The organism is Achromobacter sp. 1L-A-4-B-C2 (assembly GCF_057291955.1).
This window is the reverse complement of the sequence record NZ_JBXAWP010000001.1, coordinates 259,710-278,173: the sequence shown is the minus strand read 5'-3', so window position 1 is coordinate 278,173 and position 18,464 is coordinate 259,710. Positions and strand designations below refer to the sequence as shown.

Below are 18,464 nucleotides of genomic sequence, written 5' to 3'. Positions count from 1 at the left end.
GGCCGTTACGCCTGCATCAGCATCAGCCGGTCCGCGTCGAAGTTCTTCAAGTTCGGGAACACCAGACCCAAGTCGTCGCGGCCGGCGCCAAACCATGCGCCCAGCGAGGCGCCCAGCTGGTCCACCGCCAACGTGGGCAGCAAGCGGCCGTTGTCCACAAAGCCGGGGCCGTCCAGGGCGATCTCGGGGTGCGTACCGTAAAAGCGCCCGCCATTGACCGCCCCGCCCATGACCAGATGATGCGCGCCCCAGCCGTGGTCGGAACCATTGCCGTTGGACCCCAGTGTGCGGCCAAACTCCGACGCCGTGAAAGTGGTGACGCTTTCGGCCACGCCCATCGACGCCAAGGCCTGCTGGAACGTGGCCATGGCCTGGCCCAGCTCGCGCAACAGCGCGGGGTGGGTGTCATTCAAGCCGGTGTGATTGTCATAGCCGTTCTGCGACACAAAGAACACCTGGCGCCGCGCGCCCAGCGCCTGCCTCGCGCCGATGATGCGCGCCACGATCTTCAATTGCTGCGCCAGCGGCGACGCGAAATCACCCGGCACCGCGACGTCGGCCAACGCCGCGCGCAGCTGCGTGTCGGCATCGATGGACTGCGCGGCGATGCGCGATAGCTCGCGTTCCATCAGATGCTCGCGCGGCTGCGTGATCAGTTGGCGCAGCAGCGCCGTGCACGCGCTGGACCCGTACATATCGCGGTGCAGCAGATCAATGGACGTGGACCCGTTGATGCCGACCCGATAGCCCGCGACCTTGCGCCCGGCCAACAGCACCGTGCTGCCGCCCGCCGTGATGCCGGTGAACGTGCGCTGGGCGTTGGCGCTAGCAAACAGGTCGGTCAGCCGGCCGCCCCAGCCCGACGATGCCCCCTCGGGCGCGAGGGCCTGCCAGTAGGCCTGCTGGTCGTTATGCGAAAACAGCTTGGGCGGCAAGGGCACGCGCGCGCTGATGTATTCGGCCTTGGTCGTGGGCGCCACCAGCGGCCCCACGTTCAGTAACACGGCCAGGCGTCCGCTTTCGTACAGCGGGGCCAAGGGGGCCAGCGCGGGCGCCAGCGCAAATTGCGCACCGCCTGCGGCGGGTACCTTGCCGCGCAAGACGGTGGCTTGCAACGCGTCGCGTGGCAGGGCGATGTCGCCGCGCGCGGCGGCGTAGGCGCGATAGGCGGGCGAGTCAAAGGGAACGATCGTGTTGTAGGGGTCGTTGCCGCCATACAGGAAGACGCAGACCAGCGCCTTGTAGGAAGATGGCGATCCAGACCCCGACCCCGATCCCGATGCCGATGGCTCCGGCAAGGATTGCGCGGCCGCGGCACCCAGGGCCGCCAGATTCAGCGCCAGCGGCGCGGCCGCACCCGTCGCCCCCAGCGCGCAGGCGCGAAGCAGGAAGGCGCGGCGGTCGGCGTCGTGGCTTCGTTTCATTTTTGCACCAGGTATTCGGGGCTGGCGGCCACCAGCATGATCGCGGCGCGCACGCGGTCGCGCGGCCGGTGGGCGGGCAGGGTAGCCACCGCTTGTGCGATGGCGCTGGCGGTTGTTGCGCTGAAGGCATCGCCCGCCAGCAGCAGCACGACGCGCGCCACCAGCGCGTCGGGGTCGCGCGCCAAGGCAATTTCGGGCGCATACGATGTCTGCAAATCCTCCCAGCCGCGATCGGCGTAGACCGCCAGAAAATTCAGGTAGCCGGCGATGCTGGTCTCATCCGTGATCTGTAGTTCGGGCGCGACCAGATGCCGACGGGCCAACTCGGTGACGGGTGGCGTATAGCGCGGCCGAAAAAAGTTGAACACGGTGGCCGACCGCATCGGGCTTTGCGCCAGCCGTATCGTGTTGTCGGTGGTGTCCGGCATCGCCCACGCGCCATTGGTCGACGTGGCGCCGAACGCGCGCGCCCATCCCGAAAAGCGCAGGATGGGTTCGCGCACCTTGCCCCAGCCGGGGTTCGCCAGATCGGGGTTGCGCGCCTCCGGGTCCAGCAAGATGGCGCGCAGCACCGCCTTGAGGTTGCCGCGCGCGCCGCTGCCGTCGTCGTCAAACACGGCCGATACGCGCCGCACATACGCCGGGCTGGGGTTGCTGGTGACCAGCCGCTGTATCAGTTGCATGCCGATGAAAGGGCCCACGTTCGGATGCGCACAAATGACGTCCATGGCGCGCTTGAGCGACAGGTTCCCATCGGTGCCCGCGGGAATCACCGTGCCCAGGAAGCGCTTTTCCGCCATGGAGTGCTGCGCGTTGTTCAGCGCCATGGGGCGGCGATGAAATTGCACGTCGGTCTCGGGGCCGTTGATGTCCCAGCCGGTGAACACGCGCGCCAGCCCCTGCACGTCGGCGTTGGTATAGGTTTCGACCGGCGCGCCGTTGACCTTCCTGACGGTGCCATCGGGCTCCAGCTCCAGCAGCCCGATGCTGAACAGCTGCATGACCTCGCGCGCGTAGTTCTCGTCGGGATGGCGGCCGGTCTTGGGGTCTTCCTTGCGGTTGCCGCGATAGGTCAGCATGCAGCCCATCGACAGGTTCTTGGTCACGGCGGTCAGCAGCGCCTGGTAGCTGCCCAGCGCGTGCTCGGCCAGCAGGTCCATGAAGCCGGCCGCGCCGAACAGCGGCCACGAGGCGGTGATGGACTGCACGCCCACCACGAATATCTCCGATAGCGCGAAGGCCATGCGCGTGCGCACCTGGTCTTCGGCGCTGATGAACTTGCGCCACAGCGTGGATTCCAGCGGCGCGTTGATGCCGTTGCCCTTGAATGCCTCGGTGTTTTTCTTCTGCTGTAGCAGCCAGTCGAAATGCGTTTGGGATGGCGGCATCGCCAGCTGCGCGTCCAGCCACGCAGCGTAGCCGTCGCGCACCACGGCGTCGATCAGGGCGGGGGTGGGCCCGAACGTGGCCTGCGCCAGAAAGCGCGAGGCCTGGCCGGGGGTAACTGTCATCGCAAGCCTCTCGTCGAATGCGAAAAACTACGGTACTGAACCGCGCGGCGCGCTTCAATACCGTCATTCGGACGAGAGGATTAATCCTTAAGCATGAGGCCCGGGCCGGGGCTCAGACCGAGCGCGTGATGCCGCCGTCGATACGGATGTTCTGGCCGGTGATGTAGGACGACGCGTCGGACGCCAGGAAGGCGATCAGGTCCGCCACTTCTTCGGCGGTGCCGTAGCGGCCCATGGGGATGCGCGCGCGGCGGTCTTCCTTTTCGGGCAGGCTGTCGATAAAGCCGGGCAGCACGTTGTTCATGCGCACATTGTGTTCGGCGTATTCGTCGGAAAACACTTTGGTGAAGGCGGCCAAGCCGGCGCGGAACACGCCGGAGGTGGGGAACAGCGCTTCAGGTTCAAAGGTGGCGTACGTGGAGATATTGACGATGGCGCCGGACTGTTGCTGCTTCATCACTGGCGCCACCAGGCGCGCGATGCGCACGACGTTCAGCAGGTAGTACTCCATGCCCAGGTGCCAGTCTTCGTCGCTGATGGACAGAAGCGGGCCCTTGGGACCGTGGCCCGCGCTGTTGACCACCGCATCGACTCGGCCCCACTTTTGCAACGTGGTTTCCACCAGCCGGGCCAGGTCTTCGGGCGAGCGGTTCGAGCCGGTCACGCCCAGCCCGCCCAATTCACCCGCCAGGGATTCGCCCTTGCCGGACGACGACAAGATCGCGACGCGGTAGCCGTCGGCCGCCAATTTGCGCGCCGCCGCAGCGCCCATGCCACTGCCGCCCGCCGTCACGATCGCTACTTTTTCCGTGCTCATGCCTGCTCCCTGTCGGTGTGTACGAGAAAGCGGCCATTGTAGGGGGAACGCACCCAATGGAAACGGGCTGTCGCCCCGAAAGAATCGGGGGCGACAGCCCGTGTCGGCCGCGGCGTCAGGCGGGTCAGTCGACCAGCTTCAGGCTGCCTTTCATCAGCGCGAAGTGGCCGGGGAACGAGCAGAAGTAGGTGTAGTCGGTGCCGGCGGCCAGCTTGCTGACATCGAAGGTGACGGAGTCGGACTGCCCGCCGCCGATCACCTTGGTGTGCGCGATGACGCGCGCGTCGCCCTTTTTGACGTAGTCATTGTCCAGGCCGGCGGCCATGCCGTCGTTGACGGCGCCCTGCATGTCGGCGGAGGTGGTCAGCACCCAGTTGTGGCCCATGACGTTCTTGGCCAGGTTGCCCGGGTGCTTGAGGTTCACGGTGAACTGCTTGCAGCTTTTGCTGACCGTGATTTCCTTCTTGTCGAACTGCATCTGGTCATTGCCGGCGATATCCACCGAGCATTCGGCAGCCAGGACCGGGGCGGATGCGGCAGCCAGGATCGCGGCCACGCAAAGTTTCTTGAACATCATTTCTTGCCTCCAACGTTTCACTACAAGCGGATTTCCGGCCCGCGCTTGCGCGCCGCGACCGGTTTCACGACATTCTGACTCCGCTACCGGCCAGAATGCCAACACCCGCGCAAGCGGGCTTGATGCAGCGCAAGCCAAGACGATTGAGTTGCGTGAAAGCGTGGCCGGTCAGGGCTTGGGGCTGACGCGCCAGATTACGTTGCCGACGTCATCGGCCACCAGCAAGTCGCCTTGGCCATCGACGGCGACCCCTACCGGGCGCCCCTGCGCCTGGCCGTCCTTGTTCAGAAACCCGGTCAGCACATCGCGTGCCGGGCCATTGGGCGCGTTATTTTCAAAGGGTACGAAGATGACTTTGTAGCCACTGCGTGGGTCGCGATTCCAGGAACCGTGCTGGCCGACAAACATGCCGCCGGCGTAGGGGGCGGGCAGCCGCGCGGCGCCGGACCAGGCCAGCCCCAGCGAGGCGGTGTGCGGACCCAACGCATAGTCGGGCACGATGGCGCGCGCCACCAGGTCCGGGCGCGGCGGCGTGACCCGGGTGTCCACGTGCTGCCCGTAATAGCTGTAGGGCCATCCGTAGAAGCCGCCGTCTTTTACCGACGTCATGTAATCGGGAACCAGGTCGCTGCCCAGCTCGTCACGCTCGTTCACGGCCGTCCACAGCGTCTTGCCATCGGGCGCCCAAGCCATGCCGACCGGGTTGCGCAGGCCCGTGGCGTAGAGCCGCTTGTTGCCGGTGGCCACATCGATTTCCCAGATGGCGGCGCGCCCCTCTTCGATGTCCATGCCGTTTTCCGCCACATTGCTGTTGGACCCGACCGACACGTACAGCTTGCTGCCGTCCGCGTTGGCGATCAGGTTCTTGGTCCAGTGGTGGTTGATGCCGGCGGGCAGGTCGGTGACGTGCACGCCAGGGGCTTGAATCTGCGTCTGGCCGGGCTGGTACGGAAAGCGCAGCACGGCGTCGGCATTGGCCACGTAAAGCTGGTTGCCGACCAGCGCCATGCCGAAAGGCGAGTTCAGGTTTTGCAGCAGCACGCTGCGCGTTTCCGCCACGCCGTCGTGGTCGGCATCGCGCAGCAGGGTGATGCGATTGGCGCTGGGCGTCTTGGCGCCGGCGCGCTTCATGACGATGCCCGCCGCCCATTCCTTGATGCCGCCGCCCGCGCCTTCGGGCTTGGGCGGCGCGTTGGTTTCCGCGACCAGCACATCGCCGTTGGGCAGTACGTAAAGCCAGCGCGGATGGTCCAGGCCGCTGGCGTACGCGTTAACGGCCAGGCCGGCGGCGGCCACGGGCTGTGCGCCGTCGGACCAGCCGACGGCCTTTGCGGTGTTGACGGTGGGGATCAGCGTGGAGTTGGGCGCAGGCAGCGTCGGGTTCGGACCCATGCCGGATTCCACGGGCAGGGTGGCGATTTCACCGCAGGCGGCAAGCGTGGCCAGGGCGGCCATCGCGCCGATCGTCAGGCCGGCCTTCGCCAGGGGGCGCGCGGTACGCGGGGTGGGCATGATGCGACTCCAGGCTGTGGATTCGCATCATCATACCTAGCCGGGTGCGCCGGGCATCGGTTCGGCCCGGGCGGGGCCTCGGATTGCCGCTGCCACGAGGGATCGCGGCCGGGCCCGCGTAGCCATTCACTTCACCAGCGTGACCGGTACCTCGGCAAGTTGCAGCACCTGGTTGGCGACGGACCCCATCAGGATGTTGACCAGCGTACCGTGACCGCGAGTGCCCATCACGATGCGGGCGCAGTGCTGGTCGCGGGCGTATCCGGCGATCTCGGTGGCAAGGTGGCCAAACAGTACCTGGCTGGTGTGGTCGGTGCCCGTCGCGTCCAGCAGTTGCCGCGCATCGTGCGTGGCCTCCTGGCCCTCGCGGGCGTAGAACTGGTCGATCATGTCTTGCGTGATCAGGCGCGACACGCCGGCGCGGCCATGCGTGGGTGTCTGGACGTTGACAAGGTGGATGCGCGCGGACGCCGCGCCTTCGGCCAATTGACGGGCATAGAGCACTGCGCGGTTGGCATTGTCGGAGCCGTCGACCGGGACAAGGATGTTCAACATGGTTGCTCCTGTGTGCGTTACTTGACCAACGTGACGGGCAGGTCTGTCAGGTGCACAACGCGCGTGGCGATGGACCCCATGAACAAAGACGATACCGAGCCCAGGCCGCGCGAGCCCATGTAGATTTCGTCCGCATCGGATTCCGCCGCCACGCGGATGATGGTGTCGGCGGGTTCGCCGACTTCGATGCGCACGTCGAACGGCACGCCGGCTTTGGTGAGAAGTTCGCTGCTGGCCCGAAGCGCGGCGCGGGCTTCGTCCTGGTGGTACGCATCAATGTCGGCTTGCGCCAGACCGCGTCCGATCTTGCCCGACTTGAGCGGAATCTGCACCGTCAGCAGCTCGACGTGCGCGACGGGATCGTAAGCACGTGCCGCCAGCAAGGCTTGGACGGCGTGCAGCGCGGGCGGCGAGCCGTCGACGGGTATCAGGATGCGTTTCATGCGCGTCTCCTTGGGTGCGAGCCTGGGCAGGCGGATTTTTCTACTGTATTCGAATTATTCGCCGGTTTCGGGCCAAAGAAGATGCGCTGGATCAAGCGGGGCGCAGACAGGGAGTTTGCCGCGGTGCGGGATGCTTGGGGTTTTTTCACCCCGATTTTTCGCCTGCAATGTCGACCGAGGGCCGCCGCTACCGCCAGCGCGCGGGAGTTTGAGCGACTGCCACGCCCGGCGCCCAAAGCCGGTCCGCCAGGGCGGCCACGGCCGGCGCGTGGCCGGTCGTCTCCAGTTGGCAGATGGCGTGGGGGTGGTGGTCGGTGGCGGGGTCGCCACGGTCCGAGCGGCTTTGGTCCGAGGTGCCTTGGTCCGGGACGGTCTTGCCCGGGTCGGCTGTGCCAGCGGCGCCAGAGCGCAACAGCCGGCGTTGCTGCAACTGGTGCTTGAGCCAGCGGGCGACGGGCGCGCCCGTTTCCAGCAACGGCACGCCAGGGCCGGCCGCCGCCTGGATCGCGTCGCGCAAAAAGGGAAAGTGGGTGCAGCCCAGCACCAGCACGTCGGCCCCGGCCGCGCGCAGTTCCTCGACGGGCGCGCGCACCGCCGCCTCCACCTCGGGGCCTGACAATTTGCCTTGTTCCACCAGCGCCACCCATTCGGGGCAGGGCCGCAATACGATGCGCACCTCGGGCGCCTCGCGCTGGACCAGCGTGGCGAACTTGGGGCTGGCCAACGTGCCGGTCGTGGCGAACACGCCGACCACGCCGCTATGCGTCAGATGCGCGGCCGGCTTGATGGCGGGCTCTACGCCGATGATGATCAGGTCGGGGTATCGCGCGCGCAGCGGCGCGATGGCGGCGGCGGTGGCGGTGTTGCATGCCACGACCATGGCCTTGGCCTGCCGCGAGACAAAATAGTCCGCCATGGCGTAGGCGCGCTGCAACACGAAGTCCTGAGTTTTGTCGCCATACGGCACGTGGGCCGAGTCGGCCACGTACAGCAAGGATTCATCGGGCAGGGCGTCACGAATGGCGCGCAACACGCTCAGGCCGCCAACGCCGGAATCGTATACGCCGATGAGGGAATCACAAGACATGGTGGCAACGCAAAAAGGAAAGACACGTGCCGCGCAGTGTAGCGCTGCGAGCAGGGCGTCCGGGCCGTGGTCCGGCCCGTCGTCCGGCCCCTAGTCCGAGTCCGATCCTGGACCTGTACCCGATCCCAGACCTGAAGCTGATCCTGTGCCCGAGCCCGAGCCCGAACCCGAACCCGAACCCGAACCCGAGCCCGAACCCGAGCCCGAACCCGGAGCTGAACCCGAACCCGAACCCGGAGCTGGCGCTGAACCCGAACCCGACTCCGCGCCTTCGAACCCGCCTTCGCCCGCGCCGACGCCTTCCGCGCGATGCCGGCGCACTTCGTCGATCAGCTTGCGGGTCGCGCCCGACAGCGGCGCATCGCGCCAGATCAGCTTCAGCGCGGCGCGCAGCGCCACCGGGCCGGTCACGTTGACGTACACCACGCCTTCGATGTTCACGCGCCGCAATGACGCGGGCACAAGCGACACGCCCAGCCCCGCCGCCACCAGGCTCAAGGTGGACAGCATGCGCGGCGCTTCCTGCACCACGCGCGGGCTGAAGCCCGACGCGCTGCATGCCGTGATGATGGCGTCGTACAGGCCCGGGCCGCTGTGCCGCCGATACAGAATCAGGGATTCCTCGGCCAGCTCGGACAGCGCGATCTGCTGTCGCGCGCGCCCCTTGACGGCGGGATGGTCGGCGGGAAAAGCGGCCAGCATGGTTTCTTCCAGCACCGTCTCCTCGGCCACGCCCGGCGTGCTGGCATACGCGCCGCGAATGAAAGCCACGTCGACCCGGCCTTCACTGACCGCATCGCGCAGTTCGCCCGAGCTGCTTTCTTCCAGCACCAGCCGCACATTGGGCGCGCTTTCCCGAAAACGGCGGATGACCGACGGCACGAAGGGATGGAACGCCGCCGACCCGGTAAACCCCACCGTCAGCCGGCCGGCTTCGCCCTGCGAGACCCGGCGCACGCCGTCCACCGCCTGATCGACCAGCGCAAGAATGCTGCGCGCGTCTTCCTTCAAGGCACGGCCGCTTTCGGTGAGCTCCATGCCGCGCGGCAGGCGATGAAACAGGGTCACGCCAAGCTCCTGTTCCAACACGCGTATCTGTTGGCTCAGCGGGGGCTGGCGGATGCCCAGCCGCGCCGCGGCCTTGGTCAGGTGAGCTTCCTCGGCGACGGCCAGGAAGTAGCGCAGCAGGCGCAGGTCTACAGATGCCATATGCAGGGAATATGATTGTTTGCGTGGTCATATATTAGACATTATCCAAGCCGAAGAGTAGGCTGCGAGCCTTGATTTTCCGCTGTCGCCGCGCGCGTTTCGCGTGGTGTGAACGACGCGCCAGCCCTTGCCCCGCCGGCCTTGCCCCGGCTTACGACCCTATGAATGCAGCACCCTTGACCCCCGACGCCGCCACGCGGCCGCCGCCCACTTGCGGGCAATTGTTCACCGGTTTCCTGATGCTTGGCCTGACCGCTTTCGGCGGCGCGTTGCCCCTGGCGCGCCGCATGGTCGTTGAAAAGCACGGCTGGTTGAGCGGCCCCGAATTCACCGACCTGCTGGGGCTGTGCCAGTTTCTGCCCGGCGGCAACATCATCAACCTGTCGGTGGCGCTGGGCATGAAGTTTCGCGGGCCGCGTGGCGCGTTCGCCGCCTTGATGGGGCTGATTCTTGCACCGTCGGCCATCGTCATTTTGTTGGGCATGGTGTACGACCGCTTTCAGAACGATCCGCATATCCAGCACCTGTTCGCCGGCCTGGCTGCGGCGGCGGCGGGGCTGCTGATTTCGATGGCGGTCAAGATCGGCGTGCCGGTCATCAAGCGCCGCGACTGGCTGGCGGGCGTGGTGGCAACGCTGTGCTTCGTGGCCGTGGCGGTGCTGCGCATTCCGCTGTTGCCCACCATGGCGGTGCTGACGCCGTTGAGCATCCTGCTGGTCTGGAGGCAACGTCGATGATCCACACACTGATTGCCCTGGCCCTGATCTTTTCCCAGCTATCGGTGCTGGCGTTTGGCGGCGGCAACACGATCCTGCCCGAGATGCAGCGCCAGGTCGTGGACGTGCACGGCTGGATGACGGCGGCCGACTTTTCGGCGCTGTTCGCGCTGGGGCAGGCCGCGCCGGGGCCGAACCTGATGGTGGTCACGCTGGTGGGCTGGCATGTGGCCGGTTGGTGGGGCATGTTGGTCACCACCATCGCCAAGTTCGGCCCGTCGTCGCTGATCACCATCGTGGCGCTGGGCTTGTGGGAACGCTTCAAGGACCGCCCATGGCGGGGCGTGATCCAGGCGGGTATTTTTCCGATGACGGTGGGGTTGGTCGCGGCCAGTGCGGCGTTGATCACCGAGGCGTCCGTGCACTCGTGGCTGCTGGCCGCGATCACCACCGTCGTGGCGGTACTGGGCAGCACCACGCGCATTCACCCGCTATGGCTGTTGTTTGGCGGCGCGCTGGTGGGTTTGTTGGCGATCGGTTAGCGTAGGCGCTTGCCTAGCGCAGGAGCCCCCATGACCCAACCGAGTACGACCAAACCTCGGATTGAAGAACCAAAGGACGGCGAACAAAAGGTTCGGACGGCGCAGCCCGACGAAGCGGATCGGGGCGATACCGATCGGGACAACGGTGAGCCGGTCGACGCAGAGCCGGGCGAAGCCGAGCCCGACCACGCCAAGCCCGATCACGCCAAGCCGAACGACGGCCACGGCGCCTCAGTTGACCGCCTGCCCTTTTTTCACGCGCATCGACGCCTGATGTTGTGCGGCATGCTGTTCCTCGCGGTGGGCGGCGGCGCGTACGCGTGGGGGCGTTCAGTCAGCCTGGCGCTATTGCTGGGCTTCGATGCCGCCGCGCTGGTGTTCCTGGTGCTGACGGCGCGGGTGTTCGGCAAGGCCAGCCCCGCTTCAATGCGCGTGCAGGCCCGGCAGCAGGACGTGGGCCGTTTCGGCGTGCTCTGGAGCAGCGTGGCCTTGTCCTGCATGGTGTTGATGGCGCTGTGGGTCGAACTGCACGGCGAAAGCAGCTCGGGCGGCGCACTGGATATCCTGGCGGCGGGCGCGACCATCGTGCTGTCGTGGCTCTACATGAACATGATTTTTGCGCTGCACTATGCGCATGGCTACTACGGCCATCGGACCGGCGCGCACAAGGGCCTGGATTTTCCCGGCACGCAGGAACCGGACTACTGGGACTTTGCGTATTTTGCGTTGGTGCTGGGCATGACGTTCCAGGTGTCGGACGTGCAGATCGTCAACCGCCGCGTGCGCCGCATGGCGTTGATGCACAGCGTGATCGCGTTCTTCTTCAACGTGTTCATCATCGCAATCAGCGTGAACGTGGCGGCGGGAAAAGCATAGCGAGAGCGGAGAGGGAATGCCCCCACGCGGCGCACGCTAGGCGCGCTTGCTGGCCCCCGAGGGGGCGCCTCCCGCCTTGGGGCGGCCCGCGCCGCAGGCGTCGGGGCCTTCGCGATCAGGCGGCGGCGCCCAATCTCCACAGCGAGGTGACTTCCTTTGAGCGCGCGGCGTACAGCGGGTCGCTGGGGTCTTTGGCGCGGGCGTGCGTGGGGCGGGTGTCCAGGCGTTCGATGACGCGCAGGCCGGCCGTGTCGATCATTTCAAGCAGCTGTTCGCGCGTGCGCAGGCCCAGGTGCTCGGCCAGGTCAGACAGGATCAGCCAGCCTTCGCCGTTGGGCGTCAGGTGCGCCGGCAGCCCGTTCAAAAAGCCGCGCAGCATGCGGCTGTCGGGGTCGTACACGGCTTGCTCCACCGGCGAGCTGGGGCGCGCGGGCAACCACGGCGGGTTGCAGACCACCAGCGACACCCGGCCTTCGGGGAACAGGTCGGCGTCAACCACGTCGACCTGTTTGTCCAGGCCCAGTCGTTCCAGGTTTTCGCGGGCGCACGCCAACGCGCGCGGGTCCTGGTCGGTGGCGATGACGCGCTTGCCGCCTCGGCGTGCAATCACGGCCGCCAGCACGCCGGTGCCCGTACCGATATCGAACGCCACGCTACCGCGCGGCATCGGCGTATTCGCCACCAGATCCACATACTCGCCGCGCAGCGGCGAGAACACGCCGTAGTGCGGATGGATGCGGTTGTTCAATGCGGGGATCTCAACGCCCTTCTTGCGCCATTCAAACGCGCCGATCAGGCCCAGCAGCTCGCGCAGCGACGCCACATAAGGCTCGTCGGCCGGGCCGTGCGCTTCTTCGCAGGCCTGGCGCGCATCGGGCGCGCGGCGCAGCGAAATGCCGTGGCCGGCGTCAAACGGAATCAGCAGCATGCCCAGGATGCGGGCGCGCTGCGATTGGATCTGGCGATGCTGGTTGAACGCTTCCAGCATGGTCTCGACCGGCTTGCGCGGGCGCTTGTCCACGCGCCGCGTCATGGCCAGCAGCAGCTGGCGGGCGTTCTGGAAATCTCCGCGCCACAGCAGGCCCACGCCTTCGCACGCTTGGCGGTACGCCATGTCGGCGGTCAGTTTGTCGTCTACCACCACCACGCGCTTGGGCGGCGTTGCGCCGGTTTCAGAGCGCCAGCGGGCGGAATGGGGGACATCGTTTTCAACCCAGTGCAATTCGGGGGCGCTCAATGTGTCGCTCCAGCAAGGACGGGGGAAGGGGTAAGGATCATGGGGACCAATAAAAAAAGATAGGGCGCGGGCTGCCAATGTAGCAGCTTCGCGCCCCGGGGCGGGCGCGCGGCACGCCGGCCGCCGCGCGCAACACGCATCAGTGGAAAAGGACCACTGCCTTTTGCAGCGTGATCCAGATGCCCCAGGCCAGCGGGATGCCCACGCAGGCCCAGGCAAACAGCACCAGCACGGCGGGTGTGCGGAACGTGGACGCGCCCACGCCGTGCGTTTCGGCGGCGGCCGCGCGCTCGTGCGCCAGCGCTTTTTCATGCGCCAGCTCGTCATCCGACATGAAGTACTTCGGATTGACCGGGCGTATCGCCAGGTTGCACAGGAAGCCCAGCACCAGCATGCCCGCCAGGATGTACATCGTGATGTCGTACACCTGCGCGCGCGGCACGCCGATCGACAGCTGGTATTCGCGGATATAGTTCACCAGCACCGGGCCGAAGATACCGGCCGCCGACCACGCCGTCAGCAGGCGACCGTGAATGGCGCCCACCATCTGCGTGCCGAACAGGTCCGCCAGATACGCGGGTACGGTGGCGAAGCCGCCGCCGTACATGGACAGAATCACGCAGAACGCGGCCACGAACAGCGCCAGCGCGCCGATGTGGGCCGTCCAGGGAATGGCGGCGTACAACACGAAGCCCAGCACGAAGAAGATCAGATACGTCATCTTGCGGCCCAGCTTGTCCGACAGGCTGGCCCAGAAGAAGCGGCCGCCGATGTTGAACAGGCTGAGCAGGCCCGTGAAACCGGCCGCAATGGCGGCGATGGCGGCCAGTTGATCCTTGTCCAGCTGGCCAAAGCCCAGTTCCGGCTTGTTGATCAGCCCGCCGCCGAACACCTCCTGCAACAGCGGCGACGCCATGCCCAGAATGCCGATGCCGGCCGTGACGTTCAGGCACAGCACCAGCCACACCAGCCAGAACTGCGGCACGCCCCAGACGCGCTTCACGTGCACGTGGCCCTTGGTGATCATGGCGTTGTTGGCATGCTTGGCCGGGGCGGTCCACCCTTGCGGCTTCCAGCCCGTGGGCGGCACGCGGTAACCCAGCGCACCCGACATCATGAACACGAAATACACCACGGCCATGGTCAGAAACGTTTGCCACACGCCCGGCGAGGTCGGCGTGGCGAAGTGGCGCATCAGCAAGTCGGCCAGCGGGGCGCCGATCATCGCGCCGCCGCCAAAGCCCATGATGGCCATGCCGGTGGCCATGCCGCGCCGGTCGGGAAACCATTTGATCAGCGTGCTGACGGGCGAGATATACCCCAGCCCAAGCCCGATGCCGCCGATGACCCCCGAGCCCAACCACAGCATCCACATCTGATGCAGGTACACGCCGATGGCGGAAATGACCAGGCCGCCGCACCAGCACACAGCCGACACCACGCCCGCCTTGCGCGGGCCGGCGCGTTCCAGCCAGCCGCCCCACAGCGCCGCCGAGCACCCCAGCAACACGAAGAACAGGGTGTACATCCACCCCATGGTTGAAATTTTCCAGTCGCAGCTGGTGGTGAACAACTCGGCCACCAGGCTCATGTCGGCCGGGCAGGCCAGCGGCTTGGCGCCGCCCACCACTTTGGACAGCGGCAGCCAGAACACCGAAAAGCCATAGGCCATGCCGATGCACAGGTGGATGGCCAGGGCGGCCGGCGGCACCAGCCAGCGCGAGAAACCCGGCCCGGCGATGGTGCGTTCTTTATCAAAAAAGCCCGGCTTAGCGCCGGGCAGGTCCAAGGTGGCGGTGCTTTCCATGTAGTCTCCTCGATGGGTGCGGCTTTATCGCCGCTATGTTTTGTTTTGACTGCGGGTAAAGCGGTGGCGCCCGGCTAGTTCACGCGGGGCGCGGGCGTCAGGCGCTGGCGGTTCTGCGTGACCGCGTCCAGCACCAGCGGATGCAATTGTTCGTCGCCGGCATCGCCGTTTGGGGTGGCCGCCAGGAAGCCCAGCAGCTCGTTGCGCATGCGCGGTTCCCAGAACTTGTGGATATGGTTGGCCACGCCTTCCAGCGCTTCGTGGCGGTCCGGCATGGCGTCAAAGAACTGGCCGATGCGGTTGGCCATGCGGATCAGGTTGCCGATTTCCATTGCGAGTCAGGGTCCGGTTCAAGTGCGATTCAGGATGCGATTCAAGGTGCGATTCAAGGTGCGCTTCAACCCGCGCTTCAGGCGATGAATCGTTCGGGGTGCGAATACAGCGTGGCGTCGTCGCCGCGTAAAAAGCCCACCAGGCTGACGTTGGCGTCTTGCGCCAGACGGATGGCCAGCGCCGTGGGGGCGGACACCGCGGCCAGCACGGCCACCCCGGCCGCCGCCGTCTTCTGCACCATTTCAAAACTGGCGCGGCTGGACACCAGCACGATGCCGTTACCGCCGTGCATCGCCTGTCGTGCCAACGCACCGATCAGCTTGTCCAGCGCGTTGTGGCGGCCCACGTCTTCGCGCAGCAGCGCCACGGCGCCGTCGCCGCCCGCCCAGCCGGCCGCGTGCGTGGCGCCCGTGATGTCGTGCAGCGCCTGGCGCGCGCGCATGTCGCGCATGGCGGCCAGCACCGCGCGGATGCGCACGGCCGACCCGTTCGTCACGGGCGCCACCGGCCGCAGCACTTCCGGCAGCGTTTCCACGCCGCACAGGCCGCAGCCGGTGCGTCCGGCCATGGCGCGCCGCCGCGTTTTCAAGCGCACTTCGCAAGCGCTGGAAATTTCCACCTGCACCACGATGCCATCGCATTGCGGCAGCACATCAATGCCGCGCACATCGCTGACGCTGTCGATGATGCCTTCCGACAGCGAGAAGCCCACGGCAAAGTCTTCCAGGTCGGCCGGCGTGGCCAGCATGGTGGCGTGGCTGATGCCGTTGAATTCCAGCGCCACCGGCGTTTCCTCGGCAACGAAATCCGATTCGGCGGCGGGGGCGATGGCCCCGCCCCGCACGCGCGTGACCTGGGTCGGCGTGCAGTCGGGGCGGGGCGGCTGGGGCGTTGTCTGGGAAGTCATGGCATCCGGGGCAGTGGCTGGCAGGCGGTCATTTCCCGGTCAGCGCCGCTTCGTTCTCGCGCGATCGCTCGCGCAGCAGCTTTTGCTGGATGTCGGCAAAGCGCGACCATTGGCGTTGCCATTCCGAAGGCTGGGACACGCGCGTCACCTGCACGGCCGTGACCTTGTATTCGGGGCAGTTGGTCGCCCAGTCCGAGCTGTCCGTCGTGACGACGTTGGCGCCTGACTCGGGAAAGTGGAACGTGGTGTATACCACGCCCGGCTGCACCCGGTCGGTCAGCGTGGCGCGCAGCACCGTTTCGCCGGCGCGGCTCTGGATGCCGACCCAATCGCCTTCGGCCACGCCCCGATCCTCGGCGTCTTGCGGATGCAGTTCCAGCACGTCCTCGCCATGCCACATCACGTTGGGCGTACGCCGCGTCTGCGCGCCCACGTTGTATTGCGACAGGATGCGGCCCGTGGTCAAGAGCAGCGGGAAACGGCGCGTGCTGCGTTCGTCGGTGGGCACGTACTTGGTGATCATGAACTTGCCCTTGCCGCGCACGAACGTGTCGATGTGCATGATGGGCGTGCCGTCCGGCGCATCGTCATTGCACGGCCATTGCAGGCTGCCCAGCTTGTCCAGCTTGTCGTAGCTGACGCCTGCGAACGTGGGCGTCAGCCGCGCGATTTCCTCCATGATTTCGCGCGGGTGCGTGTAGTTCATGGGGTAGCCCAACGCGTTGGACAAGGCTACCGTCACTTCCCAATCCGACTTGCCGTTCTTGGGTTCCATCACCTTGCGCACGCGCGAGATGCGGCGTTCGGCGTTGGTGAAGGTGCCGTCTTTTTCCAGGAACGACGAGCCCGGCAGGAACACGTGCGCGTACTTGGCGGTCTCGTTCAGGAACAGGTCCTGCACCACGATGCACTCCATGGCCGCCAGCGAGGCCGCCACGTGCTGCGTGTTGGGGTCGGACTGCACGATGTCTTCGCCCTGGCAGTACAGGCCCTTGAACGAGCCGCCCAATGCCGCTTCGAACATGTTGGGAATGCGCAGGCCGGGTTCCGGTTGCAGGGTCACGCCCCAGTCGCGTTCGAATTGCGCGCGCACGGTGTTGTCGGAAATGTGGCGATAGCCGGGCAACTCGTGCGGGAACGAGCCCATGTCGCACGAGCCTTGCACGTTGTTCTGGCCGCGCAAGGGGTTCACGCCCACGCCCTCGCGGCCGATGTTGCCGGTGGCCATGGCCAGGTTGGCAATGGCCATCACGGTGGTGGACCCTTGGCTGTGTTCGGTCACGCCCAGGCCGTAGTAGATGGACCCGTTGCCGCCGGTGGCGAACAGCCGCGCCGCGCCGCGCACGGCTTGCGCCGGCACGCCGGTGATTTCGGCCATGGCCTCGGGCGAGTTCTCGGGCAGCGATACAAAGTCGCGCCATTCGTTAAAGGCCTTGGCTTCGCAGCGTTCGGCCACGAAGGCCTCGTCGATCAGCCCGTCGGTGGCGATCACGTGGGCCAGCGACGACAGCAGCGCCGTGTTGGTGCCCGGCCGTACCTGCAAGTGATAGTCGGCCTTGATGTGCGGCGAGCTGACCAGTTCGATGCGGCGCGGATCAATCACGATCAGGCGCGCGCCCTGGCGCAGGCGGCGCTTCAAGCGCGAGGCAAACACCGGGTGCCCGCTGCTGGGGTTGGCGCCCATCACGATGACCACGTCGGTGTGCATGACCGAATCAAAGGTCTGCGTGCCGGCCGATTCACCCAGGGTCTGCTTCAGGCCGTAGCCGGTGGGCGAATGGCAGACGCGTGCGCAGGTGTCCACGTTGTTGGTGCCGAAGGCCGCGCGCACCAGCTTTTGCACCAGCCAGGTTTCTTCGTTGGTGCAGCGCGACGACGTGATGCCGCCGACCGCGTCGCGGCCGTACTGGCTTTGGATGCGGCGAAATTCCGACGCCGCGTAGTTGATGGCCTCGTCCCAGGACACTTCCTTCCAGGAATCGGTGATGTGCTTGCGGATCATGGGCTTGAGCACGCGTTCCTTGTGCGTGGCGTAGCCCCATGCAAAGCGGCCCTTCACGCACGAGTGGCCGCGGTTGGCCTGCCCGTCTTTCCAGGGCACCATGCGCACCACTTCCTGCCCCTTCATCTCGGCCTTGAAACCGCAGCCCACGCCGCAGTACGCGCAGGTGGTGATGACCGAGTGTTCGGCCTGACCCATCATGATGACGGTCTTTTCCTGCAACGTAGAGGTCGGACAGGCCTGCACGCAGGCGCCGCAGGACACGCATTCGCTATCCAGGAACGGCTGGTCCTGCCCGGGCGACACGCGCGATTCAAACCCCTTGCCCGAGATCGTCAACGCAAACGTGCCTTGCGTTTCTTCGCAGGCGCGCACGCAGCGGTTGCAGACGATGCACTTGGACGCGTCGTAGCTGAAGTAGGGATTGGAATCGTCGACCTTGGCGTCCAGGTGGTTGGCGCCGTCATAGCCGTAGCGCACGTTGCGCAGGCCCACCACGCCGGCCATGTCCTGCAATTCGCAGTCGCCGTTGGCGGGGCAGGTCAGGCAGTCCAGCGGGTGGTCCGAGATGTACAGCTCCATCACGCCGCGCCGCAGTTCGTGCAGCTTGGGGGTTTCGGTGACCACCACCATGCCGTTTTCGGCTGGCGTGGTGCAAGACGCGGGATAGCCGCGCCGGCCCTCGATCTGCACCAGGCAAAGGCGGCACGACCCAAAGGGTTCAAGGCTGTCGGTCGCGCACAGCTTGGGGATGTTGATGCCGGCCTCGGCGGCCGCGCGCATCACCGACGTACCCTCGGGCACGCAGATTTCCTGGCCGTCGATGGTCAGGGTAATGGTGTTGGCGGACTCGCGCGCCGGGGTGCCCAGGTCGCGGTCGCGCTTGATGACGGTCTCTAGCATGGTCGT

Annotated in this window: 16 protein-coding genes and 1 pseudogene; 3 read left to right on the top strand and 14 right to left on the bottom strand. The window is 66.5% G+C overall.

All coding sequences use genetic code 11. The features are described from left to right. Window positions 1-5: 5 nt before the first annotated feature. The 9 genes and pseudogenes from AC0Z35_RS01355 to AC0Z35_RS01315 all read right to left on the bottom strand — a co-directional run. Window positions 6-1,424: a DUF1501 domain-containing protein gene (locus AC0Z35_RS01355; protein ID WP_485131546.1), complete on the bottom strand. Its 1,419-nt coding sequence runs from the start codon at window positions 1,422-1,424 to the stop codon at window positions 6-8. Then, window positions 1,421-2,935: a DUF1800 domain-containing protein gene (locus AC0Z35_RS01350; protein ID WP_485131547.1), complete on the bottom strand. Its 1,515-nt coding sequence runs from the start codon at window positions 2,933-2,935 to the stop codon at window positions 1,421-1,423. Before AC0Z35_RS01350 ends, AC0Z35_RS01355 begins: the two co-directional genes overlap by 4 nt. Window positions 2,936-3,047: 112 nt before the next feature. After that, window positions 3,048-3,752, bottom strand: coding sequence for an SDR family oxidoreductase (locus AC0Z35_RS01345; RefSeq protein WP_104145578.1), 705 nt, complete (start codon window positions 3,750-3,752; stop codon window positions 3,048-3,050). A gap of 124 nt (window positions 3,753-3,876) precedes the next feature. After that, complete coding sequence (azu, locus tag AC0Z35_RS01340) at window positions 3,877-4,326, bottom strand: azurin (protein ID WP_046805249.1); 450 nt, start codon at window positions 4,324-4,326, stop codon at window positions 3,877-3,879. Between the two features lie 171 nt (window positions 4,327-4,497). Then, entirely contained in the window at window positions 4,498-5,841 is a 1,344-nt protein-coding gene (locus tag AC0Z35_RS01335; protein WP_485131548.1) for a PQQ-dependent sugar dehydrogenase, read from the bottom strand. Between the two features lie 126 nt (window positions 5,842-5,967). Beyond that, the gene (locus AC0Z35_RS01330) at window positions 5,968-6,396 is read right to left on the bottom strand and encodes a universal stress protein (protein WP_485131549.1); all 429 of its coding nucleotides are present in this window, start codon (window positions 6,394-6,396) and stop codon (window positions 5,968-5,970) included. Window positions 6,397-6,413: 17 nt separating this feature from the next. Further along, window positions 6,414-6,839, bottom strand: a complete 426-nt coding sequence (locus AC0Z35_RS01325; protein ID WP_104145576.1) for a universal stress protein — start codon at window positions 6,837-6,839, stop codon at window positions 6,414-6,416. Between the two features lie 187 nt (window positions 6,840-7,026). Continuing rightward, window positions 7,027-7,926, bottom strand: a complete 900-nt coding sequence (gene murI, locus AC0Z35_RS01320) for a glutamate racemase (protein WP_485131550.1) — start codon at window positions 7,924-7,926, stop codon at window positions 7,027-7,029. Window positions 7,927-8,220: 294 nt separating this feature from the next. After that, window positions 8,221-9,135: pseudogene (locus AC0Z35_RS01315) on the bottom strand (LysR family transcriptional regulator); the annotation flags it as partial. 161 nt (window positions 9,136-9,296) lie between these two features. Here AC0Z35_RS01315 and AC0Z35_RS01310 point away from each other — a divergent pair. From AC0Z35_RS01310 to AC0Z35_RS01300, 3 genes are read left to right on the top strand one after another with little or no spacing between them, the layout of a single operon-like run. Further along, on the top strand, window positions 9,297-9,872 hold the full coding sequence (locus AC0Z35_RS01310) for a chromate transporter (RefSeq protein WP_219990934.1): 576 nt from the start codon (window positions 9,297-9,299) through the stop codon (window positions 9,870-9,872). Then, the gene (locus AC0Z35_RS01305) at window positions 9,869-10,393 is read left to right on the top strand and encodes a chromate transporter (protein ID WP_046805214.1); all 525 of its coding nucleotides are present in this window, start codon (window positions 9,869-9,871) and stop codon (window positions 10,391-10,393) included. Before AC0Z35_RS01310 ends, AC0Z35_RS01305 begins: the two co-directional genes overlap by 4 nt. A 30-nt stretch (window positions 10,394-10,423) precedes the next feature. After that, a complete protein-coding gene (locus AC0Z35_RS01300; protein WP_485131551.1) occupies window positions 10,424-11,269 on the top strand; it encodes a DUF1345 domain-containing protein in 846 nt (281 codons plus the stop codon). A 115-nt stretch (window positions 11,270-11,384) separates the two neighbouring features. On the opposite strand, the gene AC0Z35_RS01295 is transcribed toward AC0Z35_RS01300, so the two are convergent. The 5 genes from AC0Z35_RS01295 to fdhF form a co-directional block, all read right to left on the bottom strand. Continuing rightward, window positions 11,385-12,506, bottom strand: a complete 1,122-nt coding sequence (locus tag AC0Z35_RS01295) for a methyltransferase (RefSeq protein ID WP_046805215.1) — start codon at window positions 12,504-12,506, stop codon at window positions 11,385-11,387. A 139-nt stretch (window positions 12,507-12,645) separates the two neighbouring features. Beyond that, the gene (locus tag AC0Z35_RS01290; RefSeq protein ID WP_046805216.1) at window positions 12,646-14,313 is read right to left on the bottom strand and encodes an OFA family MFS transporter; all 1,668 of its coding nucleotides are present in this window, start codon (window positions 14,311-14,313) and stop codon (window positions 12,646-12,648) included. A gap of 74 nt (window positions 14,314-14,387) precedes the next feature. After that, complete coding sequence (locus AC0Z35_RS01285) at window positions 14,388-14,645, bottom strand: formate dehydrogenase subunit delta (RefSeq protein ID WP_120156762.1); 258 nt, start codon at window positions 14,643-14,645, stop codon at window positions 14,388-14,390. A 77-nt stretch (window positions 14,646-14,722) separates the two neighbouring features. Beyond that, entirely contained in the window at window positions 14,723-15,553 is an 831-nt protein-coding gene (gene fdhD / locus AC0Z35_RS01280; protein WP_485131552.1) for a formate dehydrogenase accessory sulfurtransferase FdhD, read from the bottom strand. A 28-nt stretch (window positions 15,554-15,581) separates the two neighbouring features. Beyond that, the gene (gene fdhF / locus AC0Z35_RS01275) at window positions 15,582-18,458 is read right to left on the bottom strand and encodes a formate dehydrogenase subunit alpha (RefSeq protein ID WP_485131553.1); all 2,877 of its coding nucleotides are present in this window, start codon (window positions 18,456-18,458) and stop codon (window positions 15,582-15,584) included. Window positions 18,459-18,464 lie beyond the last annotated feature (6 nt).